This window comes from Halorubellus litoreus, from assembly GCF_037081675.1.
Lineage (GTDB): Archaea > Halobacteriota > Halobacteria > Halobacteriales > Natrialbaceae > Halorubellus > Halorubellus litoreus.
On record NZ_JAZAQL010000002.1, the window covers coordinates 305,341 to 327,519 of the forward strand.

At 62.5% G+C, this 22,179-nt stretch carries 18 protein-coding genes; 7 read left to right on the forward strand and 11 right to left on the reverse strand.

All coding sequences use genetic code 11. The features are described 5' to 3' along the window. Positions 1–5 precede the first annotated feature (5 nt). Positions 6–1,739 carry a hypothetical protein gene (locus VYJ16_RS08765; protein WP_336349933.1) on the forward strand — a complete coding sequence of 578 codons (1,734 nt, stop codon included), beginning with the start codon at positions 6–8 and terminating at the stop codon, positions 1,737–1,739. A gap of 12 nt (positions 1,740–1,751) precedes the next feature. Here the strand turns inward: VYJ16_RS08765 and VYJ16_RS08770 are convergent, their stop codons facing one another. Further along, complete coding sequence (locus VYJ16_RS08770; protein WP_336349934.1) at positions 1,752–2,828, reverse strand: glycosyltransferase family 4 protein; 1,077 nt, start codon at positions 2,826–2,828, stop codon at positions 1,752–1,754. A gap of 160 nt (positions 2,829–2,988) precedes the next feature. On the opposite strand from VYJ16_RS08770, the gene VYJ16_RS08775 reads away from it, so the two are divergent. Then, complete coding sequence (locus tag VYJ16_RS08775) at positions 2,989–4,185, forward strand: sulfatase-like hydrolase/transferase (protein ID WP_336349935.1); 1,197 nt, start codon at positions 2,989–2,991, stop codon at positions 4,183–4,185. A 51-nt stretch (positions 4,186–4,236) separates the two neighbouring features. Here the strand turns inward: VYJ16_RS08775 and VYJ16_RS08780 are convergent, their stop codons facing one another. The 3 genes from VYJ16_RS08780 to VYJ16_RS08790 form a co-directional block, all read right to left on the reverse strand. Next, positions 4,237–5,658 (reverse strand): lipopolysaccharide biosynthesis protein, encoded by a 1,422-nt coding sequence (locus VYJ16_RS08780; protein ID WP_336349936.1) that lies wholly within the window; start codon positions 5,656–5,658, stop codon positions 4,237–4,239. A 129-nt stretch (positions 5,659–5,787) separates the two neighbouring features. After that, on the reverse strand, positions 5,788–6,804 hold the full coding sequence (locus VYJ16_RS08785) for an NAD-dependent epimerase/dehydratase family protein (protein WP_336349937.1): 1,017 nt from the start codon (positions 6,802–6,804) through the stop codon (positions 5,788–5,790). Beyond that, complete coding sequence (locus VYJ16_RS08790; protein ID WP_336349938.1) at positions 6,801–7,811, reverse strand: NAD-dependent epimerase/dehydratase family protein; 1,011 nt, start codon at positions 7,809–7,811, stop codon at positions 6,801–6,803. Before VYJ16_RS08790 ends, VYJ16_RS08785 begins: the two co-directional genes overlap by 4 nt. Positions 7,812–7,997: 186 nt before the next feature. On the opposite strand from VYJ16_RS08790, the gene VYJ16_RS08795 reads away from it, so the two are divergent. Beyond that, entirely contained in the window at positions 7,998–9,182 is a 1,185-nt protein-coding gene (locus VYJ16_RS08795; protein WP_336349939.1) for a glycosyltransferase family 4 protein, read from the forward strand. A 1-nt stretch (position 9,183) separates the two neighbouring features. Here VYJ16_RS08795 and VYJ16_RS08800 read toward each other — a convergent pair whose 3' ends face one another. Further along, complete coding sequence (locus tag VYJ16_RS08800; RefSeq protein ID WP_336349940.1) at positions 9,184–10,014, reverse strand: XrtA system polysaccharide deacetylase; 831 nt, start codon at positions 10,012–10,014, stop codon at positions 9,184–9,186. After that, the gene (locus VYJ16_RS08805; protein ID WP_336349941.1) at positions 10,011–10,781 is read right to left on the reverse strand and encodes a formyltransferase family protein; all 771 of its coding nucleotides are present in this window, start codon (positions 10,779–10,781) and stop codon (positions 10,011–10,013) included. The genes VYJ16_RS08800 and VYJ16_RS08805 overlap by 4 nt, the downstream gene beginning before the upstream one ends. Before the next feature lie 187 nt (positions 10,782–10,968). On the opposite strand from VYJ16_RS08805, the gene VYJ16_RS08810 reads away from it, so the two are divergent. Both VYJ16_RS08810 and VYJ16_RS08815 read left to right on the forward strand, forming a co-directional pair. Continuing rightward, entirely contained in the window at positions 10,969–11,943 is a 975-nt protein-coding gene (locus VYJ16_RS08810) for an NAD-dependent epimerase/dehydratase family protein (RefSeq protein ID WP_336349942.1), read from the forward strand. Between the two features lie 20 nt (positions 11,944–11,963). Next, complete coding sequence (locus VYJ16_RS08815) at positions 11,964–13,310, forward strand: nucleotide sugar dehydrogenase (protein WP_336349943.1); 1,347 nt, start codon at positions 11,964–11,966, stop codon at positions 13,308–13,310. Here VYJ16_RS08815 and VYJ16_RS08820 read toward each other — a convergent pair. From VYJ16_RS08820 to VYJ16_RS08835, 4 genes are all read right to left on the reverse strand, one after another. Then, positions 13,268–14,728: a sugar transferase gene (locus VYJ16_RS08820; RefSeq protein ID WP_336349944.1), complete on the reverse strand. Its 1,461-nt coding sequence runs from the start codon at positions 14,726–14,728 to the stop codon at positions 13,268–13,270. The genes VYJ16_RS08815 and VYJ16_RS08820 overlap by 43 nt on opposite strands. A gap of 6 nt (positions 14,729–14,734) precedes the next feature. Further along, positions 14,735–17,806, reverse strand: a complete 3,072-nt coding sequence (locus tag VYJ16_RS08825; protein WP_336349945.1) for an STT3 domain-containing protein — start codon at positions 17,804–17,806, stop codon at positions 14,735–14,737. A gap of 89 nt (positions 17,807–17,895) precedes the next feature. Then, positions 17,896–18,819 (reverse strand): NAD-dependent epimerase/dehydratase family protein, encoded by a 924-nt coding sequence (locus tag VYJ16_RS08830; protein WP_336349946.1) that lies wholly within the window; start codon positions 18,817–18,819, stop codon positions 17,896–17,898. 114 nt (positions 18,820–18,933) lie between these two features. After that, the gene (locus tag VYJ16_RS08835) at positions 18,934–19,143 is read right to left on the reverse strand and encodes a ribbon-helix-helix domain-containing protein (RefSeq protein ID WP_336349947.1); all 210 of its coding nucleotides are present in this window, start codon (positions 19,141–19,143) and stop codon (positions 18,934–18,936) included. 120 nt (positions 19,144–19,263) lie between these two features. On the opposite strand from VYJ16_RS08835, the gene VYJ16_RS08840 reads away from it, so the two are divergent. Beyond that, positions 19,264–19,590 carry a DUF5789 family protein gene (locus VYJ16_RS08840; protein WP_336349948.1) on the forward strand — a complete coding sequence of 109 codons (327 nt, stop codon included), beginning with the start codon at positions 19,264–19,266 and terminating at the stop codon, positions 19,588–19,590. A 26-nt stretch (positions 19,591–19,616) separates the two neighbouring features. Here VYJ16_RS08840 and aglJ read toward each other — a convergent pair whose 3' ends face one another. Beyond that, complete coding sequence (gene aglJ, locus VYJ16_RS08845; protein WP_336349949.1) at positions 19,617–20,705, reverse strand: S-layer glycoprotein N-glycosyltransferase AglJ; 1,089 nt, start codon at positions 20,703–20,705, stop codon at positions 19,617–19,619. Positions 20,706–20,950: 245 nt separating this feature from the next. Between aglJ and VYJ16_RS08850 the strand changes: the two genes are divergently transcribed. Then, positions 20,951–22,105: a glycosyltransferase gene (locus VYJ16_RS08850; protein ID WP_336349950.1), complete on the forward strand. Its 1,155-nt coding sequence runs from the start codon at positions 20,951–20,953 to the stop codon at positions 22,103–22,105. The last annotated feature ends 74 nt before the right edge of the window (positions 22,106–22,179 follow it).

The following is a 22,179-nucleotide window of genomic DNA, read 5'->3' on the forward strand; positions in this document are numbered from 1 at the left end:
CTTTCATGGGTGACGGTGGCGACATACAAGAACTCTTCTCACCGAACCACTGCGGGCCACACGATATAGACACGCCACAGCAGGAAGGGACGGGTGCGGGCACGCATCACTGGACTCACGTGAGGCAGTCTGGAGACACTGTATCGGCTCTCATCGTAGCTCGAAAACAGCACGCTTATGCTCCAGTATTAGAAGCACTCATCCGGATATCTATGCTCGACGGACGTCTTCGGCGCGTCGCGCTCGGATTCTCATTGCTGGCTGTTCTGGGGCTCCTTGCAGGAGTATTCCCGTATCCACACTACATCTTCGGGACGGTTGCACTACTCGCGGTCAACGCGTACATAATGTCCCGGTTCAGTATCGTTAGCATCCCTTCGTTCGTGAGTGTCTTCCTGACGTATCCTGCACTCGTCCCGTTCATTACGCGGTACGTGTACCGTGCCGAGCACATCTCGCTTTATTATCCGTCAGTCGAGAGCACAGCGCTCGCTAGTAAAATCGTCTGGCTCGTCGTGGGCCTCCTCTCCTTCTACGCGCTCACCTTGGTGTACGTGAACGAGCGAACGGACCTTGGAATCGGATATCTCAACCGTTTCGATTACACCGTCGAGTTCGACTGGGTGTCGTTCGTCGTCATGGCAAGTACCTTCCTGGGCTCTGCTTACCTGCTCGCACCGGGGCCAACCGTGTTCACGATACAGTACAGCGAACAGGCGTCACACATGCCATCCTGGGCCACGTTCGCACCGAATCTATTCAAAGGGGCGTGGGTCGTCATGTTCCTGTTGACACTCCGTGAGAAATGGACCCAGAAGTACTGGGCCTTCCTCGTAGTCAGTCTCCTCGGCACCGGGTGGTTGATGCTTCACGGCCGGCGGGTCGAAAGCATTGGAATCGTCGCACTCGTCTTCCTGGATCTCACCCGGAACTACTACAATCTCGAGGACTTCGATCTCATCAAGTCTGCAAAAGGGGTACTACTTTCGGCCACGTTTGGACTCTACGTCTTCCTGCTGTTCCTGATTGGACGGATACGGAACTGGATTGCGCCGCTTCTCGAGCAGCGCAACCGGGCAGAACCTCGCGGAACGACCGAACAGACCACCACCCAGGAGGCCACGACGACGACTGAACCAACCACTACGATGACGACAACTGCTGAAACAACGGAACCAGTGACGACGGTTTCACCGGACATCGTCTCCACGCTCCAGTACGGCGATGGCTACGTCGGAGTTCCTGGCGGCGCACACAGTTTCTACGGGACGATCCGCGCGACCGTCCATCTCTTTGATAACGAACACGACCCCTTGTACGGTCAGACGTTCCTCAATTACGTCCTTCAGGCGATTCCGACGCCACTTCAGCGACTCGTCGGCTACACTCCACCGCGGACGTACTCCGAGTTCCTCGCCACACAGTACAACTACAACGGTGGGAACTACTTCATGAACGTCTATTATGCGAACTTCAAGTTCCTCGGCGTGGTTCTGTGTGCTATCGTTCTCGCGTTCCTCTCCCTTTATATGATGCGGGTACTCACTGGTGAGGAGCATGGACCGACGCTCAGCACTGGAATCGGGGCCATCCTGTTTATTCCACTTGTCAGGGTCCTCTGGTACACGCAATTGAACTGGGTGGACTCCATCCAGGGATTCGTTCTCGCCGGATTCATCTATCTGGGCGCAAGAGCAATCACAGAGCGACTCGGCCTGCAGTCAGTTGCGTCGGAGTGACCACCGACCGATTCAAACTCGGCGGTATAACGCGTCAAGTTCCTCGTAGTACCTCTCCGGGTCCAGCGTCTCTTCGACGTGGTCCTTCGCGCGCGCGCCGATGCGATTCCGCTTCGAGGGGTCCTCGTGGAGGTGCTCTACGGCCGTCGCAATGTCGTCACCCTCCCCGGTAGCGGGCACGAGGATTCCAGTCTCTCCGTCGATGACTTGCTCCGGAATCCCGCCGATAGAGGCACCGATCACTGGCTTTCCGCACATCATCCCTTCGAGCACGACGTTCGGGAACGGGTCCTCATACGTGGGGACGTGTACGAGGACGTCGCAGGCGACGATTGCAGCCATCGCGTCCTCGTAGAACCCCGTCATAACGACGTTCTCCATATCCCGAGTGTCTCTACGGAGGGTTCGTTCGTACTCCTCATGTCCAGCGACGCTTCCGCCAACGAGAGCGAACGTGACGTCTCCAGCGGGAGGGTTGACGGCCTGCGCTGCGTCGACGACACGCTCTTGCCCTTTGATCTCGACGAGCTTCGAGAGACAGAGGACGAGCGTCGTCTCCTGATCGATGCCATATTCCTCTCGAAACGACGACTCTTGCGGGATGGGTTTATGATCGTCGTCGACCGGCAATCCGTCCCAAAGTACTTGTACGTGATCGCTATCGATACCGACGTCGTCGAACATAATCTCCTTCGTACGCTCTGACACACAGAGGACTCGGTGAGAGAGGATGGCTGTCGCGGTGGAGAGGACTCGACGGAGGGTACGTGATTCGTAATTTGCGCGAACGTGACAGACGACGCGGGCGCCACCGAGTCGTGCACCGAACAACGCGTATGGATACCTGACCTCGTTGACGTGGACGACGTCGACGTCCTCTGATCGCACGAGCGCAGCGATACGTAACGATGCGAGAACCGCCAACAGGAGGAACCACAACTGGCCGAGGACGTTTCGTTTTCGCCGTAGCGGTTCGGACCACCAGTAGTACGTATCGATGTCGGCGGACTCGTACCATTCGGCGATGCCCTGTTCTGCAGGGAGGATAGCGGCCGTCTGGTGGCCGTAACTCCGGACCTGGTCTGCCATCCGGTACATCCACTGGCAGGCCCCGCTATGGACCTGAGTCGTAGAACCGATGTAGAGGACCTTCACTGAATACCCGTGCTTTCTCCCAAGTCCTCTTGTAGGCACTGAATTGGGACGGATTCCGTCACAGTAATGTATCGGACTCGCGGTTCTGTGCTGTATGCAGACGGAACTCGGGGCGGCGCTCGCTGACCTGTCGGTTTCGAACGTCTACATTTACGTTGGTGATGCCGTCCGCTGGGACTCGCTACCAGACGCCGTCTCTGCTCGCGGAACGACTGTCCACACGATCGCGTCCTCGATCCATAGCCCCACGTCGTTCGCGTCTATGGTTACCGGTCGGTATCCACCGTCGACGGGCGTATTCTCGTTCACGGACACGATTGGCGATACGTTCAGTCTGTTCGATCTCGACGGATACGAGACGGGATTTCGGAACTCGATCCAGGAGGACGACTCGAACGCCGATCCGATATTCGACGTACTGAACGTCGGCCGGGAGCTCGACGACGGTCCGCTTTCGTCGGTCTCCGAACCGTTCGTTGTTATGGAGCGTGGACCGGGCGGTCACGCCCCCTACGGATACCCGGAGTTGACTGCCGAAGCGTATTTTGACCGGTACGGGAGCCAGTCCAAGGTGACGATTCGAGCGGACTACGAGCGAGCAGTCAGTCGGGACGCAGCACTGTTCCAGGAGCGCCTGGATACCCTCGCTGAACGTGACCTCCGAGCGGATACGCTCGTCATCTATACGTCGGACCACGGCGAACTACTTGGCGAGGGTGGGCAACTCGGTCACAACGGGCCAGTTCGACAGGAACTCGTCTCGGTGCCAACCGTGTTCGCTCACCCAGAACTCGACGACGACACAGCTGAGGAACTGTTCCGTCACGTAGACGTCCTTCCGACGGTCCTCGACGTTCTCGGCGTCGAGCTGTCCGAGCAGAGAATCGACGGTCAGAGCCGACTTGCTGGGACATCGCCACGATTTGGTCTATCGTTCTACACGAATGATTCGCTGCCGTCGAGCGTTCCAGGCATCTCCGGAACGGTGAGTTACGAGAGCGCGTTCGACGCGGACGGCGGGTACGTCTTCACCGAGTCGAAGTTGCGCGACCGACTTGCTCTGCTCGCTGGAAAGTGTCTTAGAAGCCCGAAACGTGAGTTCCTACGGCGTCACCTGCCTGCGGCAGTCTGTGCGTACGCTCGCGGCGATGTGACATATGGAACGCCAGGGTTCGCTGTCGATGAAGCCGAAGATGGACTGTCGGCTGCTCGCGAATCTGCGAGGACGTCGGATTCGATAGATCTCGACGAGGACGCCGAAGAACACCTCCGTGACCTCGGCTATCTGTAGATCCCGGAAGAATTCCAGTGTCGCCGTGTCGCTGTTGCGTTTCCCAACGCGCTACAGGCGTTCGACGGCGTCTCGGACGCGCGCACGGACCGACGAGTCGAGTGTGACTGTTAGCGTCGCGTAGAGGACTCCGCCGACTCCGACGAGAGCGAACAGGGTGAGCGGTCGATTCGGCGAAATCACCGTCGTCGCACCCCACAGCCCGAGCGCCATGGCACCACCGGCGGATAGTTGCTTCAGTAGTGGGCGCTGTAGGAGTGTGAGAGATGCGTGGGAACGTTTCATGAACCGGGCGAGCCAGAGGTATCTGACGAACTCGATAGCGATAGTCGCGATGACCACGCCGACAGCTCCGAGGATAACGGTGAGTCCAACCCCGACCGAGACGTTGAGAACGACGGAAAGGATGGTCACGCGAGTCACGACGTCCGGTCGCCCCAGTCCGTAGGTCGCCTGAAGGAGGGGTGCGACCTGCGTCCGAATCGCCTGAAACGCGGATAGTCCGACGAGCAAGACACTCGCTGGCCGATACGCGTCGCCGAATATCACTACCACGAGTTCGGCACCCAAGACTGCCGCTCCGAAGAAGATTGGAATCGCAATGACAGAGGTGTACGCGATCGTCTCTTCGATTATCGAGGCGACGTTCTCCGACCGTTCGGCCAGATCGCTCACCTTCACGATCAACCCGCTCGCTGCTGCCGCGGCGACGAAAACCCCAGGCATCGTCAACGTCCAGGCTGCCTCGTAGTGTCCGGCCGCAGCGGTCGACAGCACTGCAGACAGGATAACCATATCAAGTATATGGTACGTCGCGCCGATCGTTGCGTTCGGGATTGCGTACCGAGCGAACGCCCATCCCTCGCGGAACTGATCTATCGTTGGCCACTCCGGCCGGACGCTCATGAGTCCGAACGGTACCGGTACTGCGAGCACGGTCGCAACCAGAAAGCCCGCAACGAACCCTCCCACTCCGTGCCCGAGTACGAGCAACCCAATCTGGAGCGGGAGCGCGAGCAGATACCGGAGCGACTTCGTACCAGAGGCGACGCCGAGGCGGCCGTGCGCTTCGAAGAACTTCACGACAGCGATGCTCGTCGATTCCGCGATTACGACCACGAGAACGAACACCCACGCGCCTTCCAATCCAGTCAGCGCTGCCAGCGGCCCACTCGCCATCGCACCGAGGACGACGGCGACCACGCACCACGCACCCGCGAGTACGAACAGTTCACCGAGGGCTTCCCCGGGCTCAACGGACCGTTCCGCGAACCGCTTCTTCAGACCGTCTGCCCACCCCGTCACGACCGTACTCGCCGTGATGCCAACTCTGAGGACCACAAACGCCGCTCCGAAGAGGTTCGGTACCAGCAACTGCGCTGCAAGAATCGAGGTCCCGAACTGGGAGCCGGCCTGAACGACCTTGAAGAGGGTCGATTTCAGCGTCTCGAGGGACAGGTCGAAATCTGACATATGTTCGAACGAAACCTCTTGCGAATCACCTCGCTGTCCAGCAGCGAAATGCCCATTCGTTGCTCGAGTTGGCGACGCGGACCTGACGTTACGGTGGACGAACGCGAAATCGTCTGCTACGCGGAGGACCTACCGTTCGTGGAGTAGCGTTTCCAGATTCTCGCGCACGTGTGCCTCGTCGTGATTGTCGACGTACCAGTCGATCGTCTTCTTCATGCCCTCAGCGAGGGTATACTGTGGTTCCCACCCGAGAAGTTCCTCCGCTCGAGTGGTGTCCGCGGCACGATGCCGAACGCCGACCGGCTTCTCGGTCATGTGATTGATTTCGTCCGGATGCCAATCCAACGAATCGAAGATTGCGTCCGCTACCTCGTTGATAGAGATGTAGTCCGGAATACCAGCGTTCACGGGAGTCCCGTCGGTTATCTTTTCATTCGCGAGGACGAGCGCGTTGACGATGTCCTCCACGTAGGTGAAGTTCCGTGTTTGCTCACCGTCACCCCAGATTTGGTAGGGGTCCTGCTTGGCAAATGCTTTCGCGATGAGTGCGACGATGGCGTGAGTCTCGTTTTCGCGTGGTCCGTAGGCCGTGAAGATGCGGACCGAACTTGCATCAACGCCGTACTGTTCATGGAACGCCTGCAGCGAGCGCTCGCCCATGAGCTTAGCCCACCCATACGCTTCGTCGGCGTAGGCGCCGCCGCGCTCGTCGAAGCTTACCATGTCCTCGCGGAGTCGACGTCGCTCCTGTTGGATGTCCGTAGGATACGTACACGCACTGGAGGCGAACGTAATCTTCTCAACGTCGTTCTTGACCGCGGTCTCGAACACGATGTTGTCGAGTGCCATGTTCGTCGCGCAATTCGCCGGATAATTCGAGATGTACCCCCGACCACCGTGATCTGCGGCGAGGTGGAACACCCTGTCGATGTCCTCCGTGGCCTTAGAGGCAAAGTCATAATGCTTGAGGTTCCCGTCGAAAACCTGAATCTCGTCCTCCACGGCCGCGAGGTTATCGAGCTCTCCGCTCGAGAAGTCATCTGCTACGCGGACGTCCGCACCCCGGTCGACGAGTTCTTCGACGAGATGGCTACCGATGAACGATGCACCACCAGTGACGAGGACGCTATCACCGGAAACGCTCATTGCGAATCACCCGGCACCGCCGTGGCACTCTCGACGTCCAGCTCTTCCGAAGCGTATCGATAGACCTCCCTAACCCCTTCCTCGAGCGACACGCTTGGACGCCAGTCAAGCGCATCGTGCATCTTCGAATCGTCCGCTGCGTACTTGTCGGTCCCCGTGGGTTTGGAGAGGTCGTGTGCGATCTCGAGGTCCTTCCCCGAGATGTCGATGATAGTTTCAGCGAGCTCGTTCATCGAGACAACTTCGACTGCGTTCCCGAGGTTGATCGGCTCTCCGTCGACCTTCCGGTCCATCGCGCGGAGCATCCCCTCGACGAGGTCGGTAACGTAGATGAAGCCCCGCTCCTGGGTTCCGTCGCCGAACAGTTCAATCTCTCCACCCTCATCTGCTTCGAGGACCTTCCGACAGAGAGAGGGGATGACGTGGCTACTGTCCGGGTCAAGACTCTCACGTGGTCCGTAACAGTTGAAGATGCGGACCATTCCTGTGCTCAGGTCGCAGTCCTCGTGATACGCCTGACACGCGACTTCGCCCAGTATCTTTGCCCACCCGTACGTGCTGTGGGGATTGGCAGGAATAGCTTGCTCCTCAGAGAACCGGTTGAGTTCGTCGTGCTGTTGGCGGTAGATGCACGCACTCGACGCGAAGAGGAAGTTCTCGACGTTCTGGATGCGTGCTGCTTCGAGCATGTGCTGGTTCATCAACACGCTGGGCGTGAGTCCCCCGATGTTTTCGCGCTGGATGTAGTGGATACCCCCGACGCTTGCAGCGAGGTGAAAGACGTGGTCCACGTCCTCGGTCGCCTTCATGCACCCCTCCTGGGTGGTCAAATCTGCTGGCACGAGCTCGATGTCCGCTTCGAGATGAGATATGTTGTCTAGGCTTCCGCGAGAGAAATCGTCGGCGACAACTACGTCCGCTCCTTCGGCAACGAGCCGTTCTGTCAGATGACTTCCGATGAACCCTGCACCGCCGGTCACTAGCGTCTTGGAGTCCTCCCAATCCATACGTGCAATCGCTGTTAGCAACTGTATATACCTTCTGTTTGGACGCCTGCAACGGCTCAAGATTCCGAAACTGATAGGTCGGGGGCAGGATGAGGTGGCTATATGTCGAGTAAGTCGCCGCAGGGGGGAAACATCCGGATATTGACGGAATATTTCAGTCCGGAGGAGACCTCGACTGCGCAGTTGATGACGGACCTTGCGACCGGTCTCACGGATAGATTCGACGTGGAGGTCGTGACCGGACTTCCTAACTATCACGAATCAGACATAGATGCAGACGTTCCGCGACGGGAGACGTACGAAGGCGTCTCGGTTCGCCGACTCCGTGGAACCCGGTTCCATAAGGATAGACTACTTCTCCGAGTTGTGAACTGGTTCACATTTGGGATCCTGGTGCTCGTATACCTGTTGCGCCACGGAGACCGGAATGAAACGAACCTCGTACTCTCAAACCCACCCATCCTCCCCTTCGCGACGTACCTCGCGAAGCGTGTCCGCGGCACCCAGTACGCGTACCTCATCTACGACATGTACCCTGACATGCCCGTCGAGCTCGGATATCTCTCCGAGAACGGTATGGTCGCGCGAGCCTGGGAATACGCCATCCGACACGTATACCGTGATGCGGACCGCATCGTGGTCCTCGGCGAATCGATGGAAAGACGTCTCGTCGAGAAGATGGCTGACGATCCAGGGTTCGACCCTGAGAAGGTCGTGCAGATCGCGAACTGGGAAGACGACTCGTTCATCGAACCCATGGAGAAGTCCGAGAACGAATTCTCGCGGGAGCACGACCTGCGAGACAAGTTCACGCTGCTGTACTCGGGTAACATCGGTCGATACCACGACGTCGGGACGGCGATCGATGCCATCGACGAACTGGAGGACCGCGGACGCGACGACATCCAGTTACTCGTGATTGGTGAGGGCGGCCGCAAGGAGATGTATCAGGAACGCGTTCGAGAGAAGAACATCGAGAACGTCCGCTTCCTCCCGTTCCAACCCTACGAACGTCTCCCCGAAAGTCTAACGAGTGGTGACGCTTCCCTCGTCACGACTGACCCTGGAATGGAAGGAATCTGTGTCTCCTCGAAACTTTACTCGTCGTTAGCTGCTGGTGACCCCATACTTGCTTTGGTCAGTCAGACTGACGAGGTTGCACGCGTCGTAGAACGGTCCGACTCTGGGGCCCAAATCGACCAAGGGAAAGCGAATGAGGTGGCAGACGTGCTAGAATCGTGGGCCGATAACACAAGTCGTGTCGAAGAAATGGGCCGCAACGCGAGAGAGTGCTTCGAGTCGAATTACACGAAGGAACACTCGGTAGATGCGTATGCAAACCTGTTCGACGAAATGAAATCTAGGGGATGAATCAGTAGCCGTTCTCTCCGAATCTCGCCGCAAGTGGTTTCCAGTCGAACCGCGACAGGAGGTCGTCAAGACGCGATTGCGATCGAGAGATATTCGTGCGGTGCCTGATTCGAGCAGAAAGGGGTACGCCATCAACTGAAGGTTGCTCTGTGTCGAGCTCCCACGGGTGGATATAAAAAATGTACGGCTGACGTTTGCTGATTCGTTCCACCCCACGTCGGAATATCTTGTACGGGATGAAGCGGAACCACCCGCCACCTGCCCATGGAATGTTCCGCCCGAGAAGTTCGATTGTTGATAATTGTGCCTCGGTCATTGTCGTTTCCTCCGGGGTTACGAAGACTTCGTCCGATGTGAAATCCAGACTACGATACCGATCGTGTACGACCGCGTCGTGTGAACTTGAGTCGTACGTATACCCTAGGCGCTCCAACTCCTGAATCGCCCTCTCCGTGATGGAGAACGCGGGTGCACGGTACCCACGAATGGGTTGGTCGACGAGGTCACTCAGCACGTCGTGGGCATGTTCGAGATCGGCGCGAAGTTCCTCGCGGGAGAGTTCATAGAGCAACTCGTGGCCGTACCCGTGGCTGGCGACTTCGTGGCCTGCAGCCTCGATATCTCTTATGAGGTCGGGTGCTCGTTCCGCGACCCAGCCGAGCACGAAGAAGGTTGCAGTTACGTCATGTTTCTCGAACATCTCGAGAATCGATCTCGTGTTCTTTTCTGCACGAAACTCCCTGTCGTCCCAGGTTTCCCGAGAGATACCGGGTTCAAGATTATGCGTGTGGAACCAGTCTTCGACGTCGACTGTCATGTAGAAATCGTTCATAATAGATTCCTCCCTCGATCCTGGAGTTCCCGTCTTTCTGCTCGCGTCGGGAACGAGAAGTAAGAGCTTTCGCCGGTGAGGGCGCGCTCTGTGACCTCGTCTCGGGCAACGTCGCCGAGTGCGTAGGCGGCGGCGCGGCCGCCGCGACGCTTGCCTTCGAGGATGACGTCGTCGAGCGTGTCGTCGGCGGTGACGGGGAACGAGTCCGAACGGACGGCGTTGCCGCGGTCGAGTTCTTCCTCCATCGTGTGGACGGTGACGCCGATCTCGTCGTCGCCGTGGTAGAGCGCCCAGAACGTCGGCATCATGCCGCGGTACTTCGGGAGGTCGGCCGTGTGGACGTTCAGACAACCCCAGTTCGGGGCGTCGAGGACGTCGACCTCGAAGATCTCTGGTGCCGACACCGACAGGACGACGTCGACGTCGCGTTCCCGAAGTCCGTCGACGAACCCGTCGTCGTTGACGGTGTTGCGTTCCTCGACGGGGACGTCGTTCGCGGCGGCGACCGTCGCGACCGAGAACGCGTTATCGCCGATGCCGTCCATGACCGTCCGGTAGGCGTACTGGAGACTGCGGATCGCGAAGTTCCGTGGGCCGTAGAAGCGGAACATCCGACGGGCGAGGTCGACGGTCCGCTCGTCGAACGGTCGCAGGCAGACGACGCGGTCCACGACGACGTCGTCGTCGAGTGCGTCGAAGAAGGCCTCGAAGAAGTGGGGGACGTAGAAGGGATCGTCTTGTGTGACGACCGTCGTTCGCAGCGTCATCGGTACGGAACGTACCGGGTCGAACTATAAAACGTCTGTAGTTCGTTGTGGACGGCGATGGCGCTGCCGGCTGGTCGGTCGGCGGTCGCTTCGGGTCGTGGAGCAGGTCCCTCGCCTCGGTGGCTTTCTCTGTGTCTCTCGTGTTCCGGTATCTCTTTGGCTGCGTACCGTCGAGGTGCGGACCAAGATGCGTGCGTTACTTACCGGCGGTGGCGGGTTCATCGGATCGCACTTCGCGGAGTACCTGCTCGCGGAGACGGGGTACGACGTCCACATCGTGGACGACTTCTCGACGGGCGTGCCCGGGAACGTCGCGGGGTTGCGCGAGGACGACCGCGTGGACGTGGACGAGCTGGACGTCCGCGACGAGGCGGCGATGCGGGAGGCGGTTGCTTCGGCGGACGAGGTGTATCACTTCGCGGCGGCGGTGGGCGTCGAGAAGGTCGTGAACGAGCCCTTGCTGTCGCTCAAGACGAACGTCGAGGGGACGCAGAACGTCCTGGACCCGGCTGCGGAGGACGGGACGCCCGTGTTCGTCGCGTCGTCGTCGGAGGTGTACGGGAAGTCTTTGGACGTGCCGTTCGACGAGGACGACGATCGCGTGCTGGGTCCGACGACGGTCCCGCGGTGGGGGTACGCGAACGCGAAGGCGCTCGACGAGTTCCTCGGGCTCGCGCACCACCAGGAGAACGGGCTACCGGTCGTCGTCGGACGGTTCTTCAACATCGTCGGGCCGCGCCAGGTCGGCGATTACGGGATGGTCATTCCGACGTTCGTCGAGCAGGCACTCCGAGGTGACCCAATCACGGTGTATGGCGATGGTACGCAGACCCGGAGCTTCACGCACGTCCAGGATGCGTGCGAAGTCGTCTTCGATCTCATGCAGACCGACGCTGCGACCGGTGACGTGTTCAACGTCGGGTCCTCCGAGCCGGTGACGATTAACGAACTCGCGGACCGCGTGAAGGCAGCGGCGGGCTCCGATTCCCCGGTCGAACACGTGCCGTTTGACGAGGTGTACGGCGACGACTTCGAGGAACCCCCGCGACGGTATCCGGCGACTGAGAAGCTGGAATCCGCCCTCGGGTACGCGCCGGACACGGACCTCGAGACGATTCTCGCCGACGTGGTCGAGGAGCAGAAAACCAAGCTTGAAGTATAGTTCGCGCCGAGGATAGCGTCATGGGTTCGATGCTCGACGCCATCGATGCGGGTGATGCGTCGCTTGGCGTGGTGGGTCTCGGGTACGTCGGTCTTCCGCTGAGCGTTGCGTTCCAGCAGGCGGGTCTGGACGTGGTCGGCTACGACGTCGATGCGGAGCGCGTCGACGCACTCAGGGAGGGGGAGAGCTACGTCGAGGACGTCTCCGGGGACGCCCTCGATGCCGCGCTCGCGAACGGATTCACGCCGACGACCGATGCGGACGCGCTCGGTGACTGTGCGGTTCTCGCGTTCGCCGTCCCGACGGGCGTGAATCCGGATGGTACGCCTGACGTGTCGGCGGTGGAAGCAGCCGTGGAGACCGCGACAGCGCAGCGGGCGCCTGGCGAGGAGACGTTGTTCGTGGTCGCGAGCACCGTCTATCCGGGTACTGTCGGCGACGTCGTTCGCCCTGCCATCGAGCGAGGTGGTCTCGATTCGGATGACGCGCTCGTCGCAGTCGTCCCGGAGCGCCTGAACCCCGGCAGTGCGTTCGAACTGAGCGATATCCCCGTCGTCGTCGGGTCGGACACCGAACGTGGAGTGGCTGTGGCGTCGGCGTTGTTCGACGAGGTCGCCAAGACCGTGCATCCGGTGTCCTCGACGCAGGTTGCTGCCGCGTCGAAACTCCTCGAGAACACGTACCGACTCGTGAACATCAGTCTCGTGAACGAACTCGCGGCGGTCGCCGACGACTTCGACGTCGACATCTGGGAGGCCATCGAGGCGGCGAGCACCAAACCGTTCGGATTCCAGGCGTTCTACCCCGGTGTCGGCGCTGGCGGGCACTGCATCCCCGTCGACCCGAAGTTTCTCTCGTGGCGAGCGCGCCAGGAGGACGACCGCCTCGCGATGGTCGAGACCGCGGCCGAGGTCAACGACCGGATGCCGTCGCGAGTCGCTGCTCGCACCCGCGACGCGCTCCGTGCGGACGACATCGCCCCGAACGAAGCGTCCGTGCTCGTGGTCGGATTGACGTACAAACCGAACGTCACGGACTATCGGAACTCGCCGGCCGTCGCGGCGTGCAACCGACTCGCAGACACCTGCGGGACGGTCGCCGCGTACGACCCGGTCGCCGCGGACGCGCCGGTCGACGACGGCGTGGACGTCCTCACGACGAGGCCAGCCTACGGTGACTACGACCTCGTCGCCGTGTTCGTCGCGCACGACGTGCTTGATACGGACGCTATCGTGGCCGAATCCTCGCGCGTGTTCGACTCGACGAACTCTCTCGACGCGAGCGCGAAGACGGTCCTGACGTTCGCAGACGGGACCCTCCCGAGCTATCGTCGGAGCGCACCGACCGCGTCCGACAAGACGTCGTAGAGCTCCCGGCCGACGATCTTCCCGTCCAGCCAGAACGATTGCCGGTGGATGTACTCGAGGTCGTTCTGTAACTTCTCGGCGGGCTCGTGTCCCGTCACGCCTCGAATCTGCGCGAGTCCCGTGAGCCCCGGTTTCACGAACCAGCGCTGGGGCCACCGGGGGACGCCGGATTCGAACTCGTGCTCGATATCGGTCTGCGCGGGCCGCGGGCCGACGACGCTCATGTCCCCGACGAGGACCGACCAGAGCTGGGGTATCTCGTCGAGGTGCGTCGTCCGGAGGAACCGGCCGACGCGCGTGACGCGCGGGTCGACCCCGCCTGCGTCCTCCTCGCTTATCTTCACGCCGGACTCGTCCTCCGCGTTGGCGACCATGCTCCGGAACTTGTAGAACCGGAAGGTGCCACCGAACCGGAACGTGCGGTCCTGCACGAAGAACACTGGTCCTGGGCTATCGAACTTGATCGCGACAGCGATCGCGACCGTCACTGGAAGCGTTACCAGCAGTGCGAGAGCGGCGAACGCCACGTCGAACGCTCGCTTCAGGACGCGGTCCTGCGCGTCCCACGGTTCGAGGTTCGTCTCCACGAAGTGGTCGTCGGCGTTCGACCGCTGCTCGCCGCTCGCGAGCCCGCGTTCGCGGGCTTCCGTGAGGACGAGGTTGTCGTAGGACCGCTCGACCTCTGCGACGACGCCGTTGTCGTAGCACGTCTGGAGGGCGCCGAAGAAGTCGCCGCGGTCCGGGTCCTCGAACGCGAGGAGTGCGCGGTCGACGTCGTGGTCCACGAGCACGTCGTCCAGCCGCGGGAGGCCACCGAGATGCTTCACGTCGTCACCACCGAAGCCGTCCGCGAGCACGCGGCCGTCCTGGGTCTCGCGCTCGGACTCGTTCGCGTACCGGCTCATCGGCGAGACGTACCCGAGGAGTTCCTCTGGATGGCTCTCGACGAGGTCCTCGATGCGTTCGGGGTCGTCGCCGACGACGATTCTCGTCTGTCCATCGGTCGAGTCCGACTGCCGTAGCAGGGTGACGACCAGCGGGACGGTCGCGAGTAGGACGCCACCGAGCGCGAGCAACATCAGTCGCGGCAGTGCGTACGTGTAGTCGAAGTATCCGATGGCGGCGAGCGACACGACCGCGTAGAGGACGCGCTTCCCAGCCACTCCGAACGTCTCGATACCACGCGAGGGTTTCGGCTTGAAGAGGGGGAACGACCATGCGAACACGACGATGAGCGTAGTTGCGACGACCGGAATCAGCGCGTCGCCGTCGTACGTCGTAACCGGCAGATTCGAGAAGAGCGGGATCGTGCCGACGGCGCGCTGGACGCTCGCGGTGTTCGCGACGACGCAGGCACCGACCACGAGCGCCAGGACGGCGCTGATACTCGTGAGGCGGTACCGGAACCCGGAATCCATTGTCGCCTAATCGGACACGATACCGTATAAGCTCTTATATCGCGTGGGCTGAGCCGCTTCCGGAGCTGGTGGCGAACGCTCGAAGTCGAACGCGTTCCGAAGCTCGTTCCCTGTAATGCACGCGCCACGGGCAGCGCTCGACACCGTCATGTTGCGCGAGGAGCCGTTCGTCGTGTCGACGCTGACCGCCGTCATCGTGCCGTGGAAGCCTCGTCCGATGGTGAACGCGTCGCCGTCGACGTCGAGCGAACCGCGCCACGTCGCGGTGTCGACGACGTCGCCGTCGAGGAGGAGCTCGACGGCCTCTCCGTCGCGACGAAGCGTTGCGTCGTGGAACTGCTGGTCGTCGACCCGCGGCCCCGTCAGGACGACGGCGTCCTCGCCGTCGCCGATGGCAGCCACGAGTCGGCCTTCGGCCATCGCGAGCTGGTAGCCGTCGGTCTCGCGATAACTCGTCACCGGCCCGTGGAGTGCCAGACGCGGATACTTGATGTCGTTCTCGTAGTCCGTCGACGCGTTCGTCTTGAACTCGACGGTCAGTGCGAACGACTCGGCAGTGTCGACGCCGACCGTCGCGTTCGGTGCTTGCACCGTCTGGCTCGGTCTGAGCGAGATACCGGTCCCGCTCGCGTCGGTCGTCGTCCACGTCCCGCCGCGGAGCACGCCGTGATTCCCGTTCTCCGTCTCGTACGCGACGTCTCCCGTCCCGTTCTCGAACGCCCACACTGCACCCGACCCGTCGAAGAGGTCGTATCGCTCGCTATCACGGATCGCGGTCGGGTCTATCGAGACGGTTCGATCGCCGACCTCGTACGTCGACGCGTACGGGACGGTGAGACGAACGACGCCGGCGGCGAACGGTTCGACGGTCCGCTCGTACGTCACCTCGTGCCCGGAGACGTCGACTGTCGTCGACGCAGTGACGGGTGCATCATCGGGAGCTGGTGCGATGATCGTCGCACCTGGCACGACCTCGAACAGCTTGAGGCTGGCGTCGGGCGACGCGTAGATGGCTCGGTAATGCGATAGACCGGTCGACGAGTTCGACGCACTCCCCCAGTGACCGTGTAATCGTGCGTGCAAGCTGTCGTCAGACAGATTGGCGTTCTGCAGGTCCTCCGTGACGACGAATCCCGCTCTCGAGTCTCGCCGCAACTTGTTGTACCACGCCTTCCCATCGCTCGCCGACAGGAACGCTTGGTACTCGGAGCGGGCGTACGCGTACGAGCGAGACTCGCCGTTCACGAAGTAGTTGTAGAGCCGATTGTACCCCCAGCGACTGAACACGTAGTTCTCGGGATAGCGCCGGTCGTGGCTTTCGGCGACCGAATCAGCCGCCTGTACCGCCTCGACGGTCCCGTCGTCGACGGTAACCTTCGACACCTGAAGCGGTGTCTGGACGGCTCCGAGACCACCAACGAGCACGAACAGGACTGCTATCGAGACGACCGTCGACCGAGCGGGCAACGACGGCCGCCAGGCGGCTTCCTCGGCAGCGTCGGCGTCGAGGACGGCTGGCCGCGTTGGCGTGATGTCGACGACCGAGGCGAGATGGACGAACCCGACGCCGGTGAAGATAGCGAGGAACGCGGCGAGCTCACCCGCGAATCGCACCTGGATGATCGCCAGGGCCAGGAACCACCAGGCGTAGACGACTGGCGCAGTCCACGTCGCGTTCGAACCTCGGGCGACGGTCGCGGTGACCCAGGTGAGGTACGGGAGGCCGACGAAGAACGCGAGGCCGAACGCGAGCACCGGCCCGAAGAGGGAGCCGGCGGCGGGACTGAAAAGCGACTTCGATTCCGCGATGTCCGGCGACGAAAGGAGGAACGCGAGCCGTGGGGCGAGCGCCGCTTCGAGGCCGGGAATCGTCACGACGGCGACTGCTGTGACGACGACGCCAGCGACGACCTCGACGGCGAGGACCTCTCGCGGGCTTCGGTCGTATCGCTGGCAGACGGCAGCGACGCCGGCGACGGCGACGACGCCCGCGAACAGGAGGGCCGGCGTCGCGGCGACGACGGTCGAATGCCAGCCGAACGTGGCGTGTGCGGCGAACGTCATCGCCCCGGCTCCAGCGGTCCCAGCGATGACTGGCATCAGGGACTGAACTGGGTCGTTCTCTGTCCGTACGGACCGAACGGCCCGAACGACGGCGTACAGTCCGACCGGCACGGCGAGCAACGGCCCCGCCTCCCACGCCAACACCTGTCCGGTCACACCCACTGCGATCAGTCCAGCAGCGACGATGTCTTCGGCCGTACGGCCACCGCTGGCGCGTTCGGCGAGGAGGACGCCCACCAGCGTCGTCCCCAGCCAGACGTAGTCGAACGCGTGATGGTCAGCGAATCCGACCGCAGTACGGAGTGCGTGTTCGGGCGTCACTGCGAGTATCACGATCGCTGCCAGGGCGACGCGTCGGTCGGACGTCAGGAGGCGCACGGCAACGTACAGCAGGCTGGCGACGACGACGGCCGCAACGACCGGGTACCACGCCAGCACGCCGCCTGCAGCACTCGCTCCACCGAGGACGCTCGTCCACCACGAGAGCATCGCGACCAGTAACGGCTCACCGTCCGCCATCGCTCCCATCGACGTCCCGAACGCCGCGTCGAACGGTCCCGATGCGTTCGCCGTCACGCGCTCCGTCCAGTAGCGATACAGATACGGGTCGTTCCCGAGCAACACGACCAGGCCCTCCCGGAAGACGGACTGGAACGCGACCAACCGCATGAGCACGACCGAGGTAACGGCGAGGACGACCGAGACGGCCTCCTCTCGGCCCACACGCCCCGTAATCGAAGGGAGCTCGAACGCCCCGTCCGTTGCGTCCACCCCGTCCACGTCCCCGTCGAGTACGCCACGAACGGCATCCGGATCCGAGAGGCAGTATCCGTCCCCGGCGTCCTCGACGATGCCACGGGAGACGAGTTCGCCGAAGCGTCCCGAGTCCACGGGGACGTCGTCGAACGCCCACGTCTCGGTCTCCGCGTCGACCGCCAGCACTGCGCGCAGGTCGCCCTCCGCGTCGTCGCGGTCCTCGAGGAACGCCTCGGTCCGCTCCCGCACCTCGTTCATGTTCCACGACGTGACCCGTTTGGGCATAAGCCCTGTGTAATCCACGCCCCCGGGTCGACGAACGAGCGCGCCGACGAGACTCGCGACCGTTACCGGGTGGAGAGATCCCGGATACCGTCTTCCAGCTCGACGGTCGTCTCGAACTCGAGCTGGTGCCGGGCTTTGGTGTCGTCGCCGTAACTTCGAGCGATGTCGCCGGCGCGCTCCTCGACGTTGACGATATCGGCGTTCGAGTCGACGTGCTCGACGACGTGCTCGGCGAGCTCGAGGACCGACGTCTCTGTCCCCGTGCAGACGTTGAACGCCTCGCCGACTGCGTCGGTCGTCGCTGCGGCGAGGTTCGCTCGGACGACGTCGGAGACGTGAACGAAGTCCCGAGTCTGGGAGCCGTCGCCCTCCACGGTGACGTCCTCGCCGTTACGTGCTTGTTCGAGGAAGATGGAGATGACGCCGCTGTACCCACCGCCGTCGCCCTGACGCGGCCCGTAGACGTTGAAGTAACGGAGGGCGACGGTCTCCAACCCGTAGAGTTCGTTGTAGAGGCGCGCGTATTCGTCCACGGTGGCCTTCTGGACACCGTACGGCGATTCGGGGCGTAACCGGTCGGTTTCAGCGAGTGGTAACGAAAGTGGGTCTCCGTACACTGCACAGCTGGATGCGACGACGACGCGGGCGTCCTCCTCGCGGGCGGCTTCGAGCACCGCGAGCGTGCCGTCGACGTTCACCGCGTCAGTCGTCATCGGGTTCTCGACGCTCGCGGGCACGCTCACGTTCGCCGCCTGATGGAACACGACGTCGACGTCCTTCGTCGCGTGTGCGACGAGCTCTTCGTTGCGGACGTCCCCGTGCACGAGTTCCACGTCGTCCGGAAGGCGCGCCACCTGTCCCGTCGAGAGGTCGTCGAGTACCCTGACCTCGTTCTCCTCGACGAGCGCGTCCACGAGGTGACTCCCGATGAAACCCGCACCGCCCGTAACCAGAACTGTCCGATCCACGAGATTCTGTTCACTCATTCTCCTTGACGTTCGCTACCCGCTCGAAAAAGCATCACGTTCACGTCACCAGTCGCGGCGTCGCGTAGTCTCAGGGACCCTCCGGTCCCAGCCGGTCTCGTCGAAGCGCCGTCGTCACTCGAGGTACCCGAGGTCTTGGAGTTGTTCGGCGATCTCCTCGAATTCGGCTTCGGTGAGGCCGTCTGATTGTTCGTGTTGGATGACGATGCTGCGGAGGAGGAAGCGGACGAGGTCTGAGGTGCTGGAGAAGCTGGTGCCTTCGATGGTTTCGTCGACGCGGTCGGCGAGGTCTTTGGGGATGGAGACGGTGGTGTAGTCGGTCATGGTGGTGGTGTGGGGGTGGAGGGTGAAGGGGTTTGCGTCCGCGGACGGTCGGGTGATGGGGCGTCGGAGTGGGTGCTGAGTCGGAACAGTTTCTTTGGGGTTCGGGTGATACGGGCGGGTATGGGGATGCGGCCGCCTGCTGACGACGACGACGAGGAACCGGCGACTGTGGCGTTCGGTATCGCTGCGGTCGACGACTGGCTCGAGTCGTTCGACGTGTCCTATCCGGCGTCGAAGCGCGAGCTCCGGGAGTCGGTTGGGCACGTCGAGGTACCGTACGATACGCGCGGGCATTCGGTCCGACTTGCGGAGGTGCTCGCGGAGGTGGAGGTCGAGGAGTTCGGTGACGAGCAGGAGTTGTTGAACGCGCTGCATCCGGTGTTCGAGCGGCGTCGGGAGCGTGGGGTGTCGGTCATAGAGCGCGTGCGGCGCGTGCTCCCGTTCTGAGGCGTTCGTGGGTGTGTTCTGGCGCGCTAGTTGTCGACTGCGTCGGCCGTGGCGCTGTGGTCTCGGTCGCTGGTTTCGGTGTCGTCTTCGGTGCTCTCGGTGCCGTCGGCGTCGTGGGCGTGCGGGGCGTGGTCGTCGAACGTCGTCTGGATGGGCGTTTTCGCGTCGCCGTCGGTCGTCCCAATCTCTTCGCGAGCGATGCGTTCGAGGCGCTGGCGTTGTTCCTCGTGGAGGGAGACGAGGAGGTCGGCGAGGACGCCGAAGATGAGGAACTGCGCGCCGAGGACGAAGATGAAGCCGCCGGCGGGCGCGAGCACCTCGTGGGGGACTCTGTTGACGAACCAGTCGTAGAGGACGAAGGCGCCGATGATGGTCCCGACGAGGGTGAGGACGCCGCCGATGCTCCCGAAGTAGAACAGGGGGTTGTGGGTTTTCGCGCGGAGGTAGAGCGTGAGGAGGATGACGCCGCCGTCTCTGAACGGTCGGAGGTTCGATTCGCTGGCGTCGGGTCGGGACACGTACGTGATGTCGGTGACGTGGATGCGGTGGTCGTTCCGGCGGGCTTCGACGGCCATCTCGGTCTCGATTCCGAAGCCGTCGGCGTTGAGGTTCATCTCGAAGAACGAGTCGCGGGTGAACGCGCGGTAGCCCGAGAGGATGTCGCCGAGGTGCTGGCCGTGGATGGCGTTGAAGCCGTGGTTGATCATGCTGTTCCCGAACTGGTTGAGGCGCGGCATCGCGCCGCGTTCCATGTCCGCGAAGCGGTCGCCGACGACGTGGTCGGCGCGTCCTTCGAGTATCGGTTCGAGCATGCGGTGGGCGTCCTCGGGGAGGTACGTGCCGTCGCCGTCGAGCATGAGGACGACGGGTTTGTTCGTGTAGGCGACGCCGTCGCGGACGGCTTGGCCTTTCCCGGAGCCGCGGCCGCCTTCGGTCTGGGTGATGACGGTGGCGCCGGCGTCGCTGGCGAGTTCGCGCGTGCCGTCGGTGGAGTGGCCGTCGACGACGAGGACGTCGTCGAACCCTTCGGCGTGCATGCCGGTGACGACCTCGTCGATGGTTTCGGCTTCGTTGTAGGTCGGCACCAGCACGCAGACGTCGTCGTACTCGCCCATTCTCTCTCGGGGATGCTCGCCACAGCGGGAAAAACCCTCGCGTTCGCTCGGCGGTCGATAAGTGGCTGGCTGAGGGTTGGCGGTCGATAAGTGGCTGGCTGAGGGTTGGCGGTCGATAAGTGGCTGGCTGAGGGGTGGCGGTCGATGGTTGGCTGTCCGACGATTGGTGGTTGATAGTGGCTGTCCGATGGTTCCGTGGGCGGGATGCCGTCATCGTTTTGCGTGCTGGCGGGGAACGCGGGGGTATGAACTGGCTGGTCGTGGTCGCGGGCGTGGCTGTGGCGGTGACGTTCGCGCCGTATCTCGCGTTCGGGGTGGTCTATGCGCTCAAGCGACCGTCGGGGTCGCCGGCGGCGAAGGAGCCTGCGGAGCCGAACGTGAGTATCGTGCTGCCGACGTACAACGAGTCGGGTATCGTCGAGAAGAAGCTCGACGACGTGATGGCGCTCGACTATCCGATGGAGAAGGTCGAGCTCGTGGTGGTGGATTCGTCGGACGACGAGACGCGCGAGATCGTCCGCGAGTACTTCGCTGACCGCGAGCACCCCGAGTTGAACCTCATCGAGGAGGACGAGCGTCGGGGGCTCGCACCTGCACTCAACGACGCGTACGCGGCTGCGAAGTACGAGATGGTGGTGAAGACGGACTGCGATTCGTTGCTCCCCGAGGACGTGCTGCGGGAGGCTGCGGCGAACCTCGCTGACCCGGAAGTGGCAGCCGTCACGGGCACGAACGTCGAGGTCCTCGGTGGGAGTGACGTCGAGACGGGGTATCGGGGCGTGCAGTCGCACATCCAGACGCTGGAGAGCCATCTGGATTCGACGTTCATCTTCCACGGGCCGTTCTCGGCGTTCGAGAACGACGCCATCACGCCCATCGACCCGAACTCGCTCGCGGACGACACCGAACTCGCGCTGCGCATCCGTCGGCGGGGCGCGGATCACCGCGTGGTGTTCGACCCGGCGGTCCAGTACATGGAGGCGAGTCATTCGGCGTTCCGGAAGCGCCGCACGCAGAAGGACCGCCGCGGGATGGGCCTCATCCGGTTGCTCGCACAGCACCGGGACGCGCTCGGGGGGTACGGGAACTACGGGCGGGTGGTGCTGCCGTTCAACTGGTGGTTCATGGTGGTGTCGCCGTGGCTCGTGATGCTCGACGTCGTCCTCGTCGCGGCCGCGGTCGGCGTCGCGGTACAGCCGCTCGCTGGCGTCGGCGTGCTCGCGGCGCTCGGCGCGTTCGTCCTCCTCGGGTCCAGAGAGCTGCTCGGCCCGCTCTCGCCGCTGTACTCGCTGTTCGACACGCAGGTGTCGCTGTTCCGTGCGAGCATCGAGCTCCTCCGCGGGAAGGGCGACGGGACGTGGGAGGTCGACGAGGAACTCCGCGAAGCGTTCGACAACTGACGGGCTCGCCGCACCCCACGTCCCTGCACGCGCTCTTTCCCTCTCACCCAAGACACGAGAAATCGGGCGTTAGG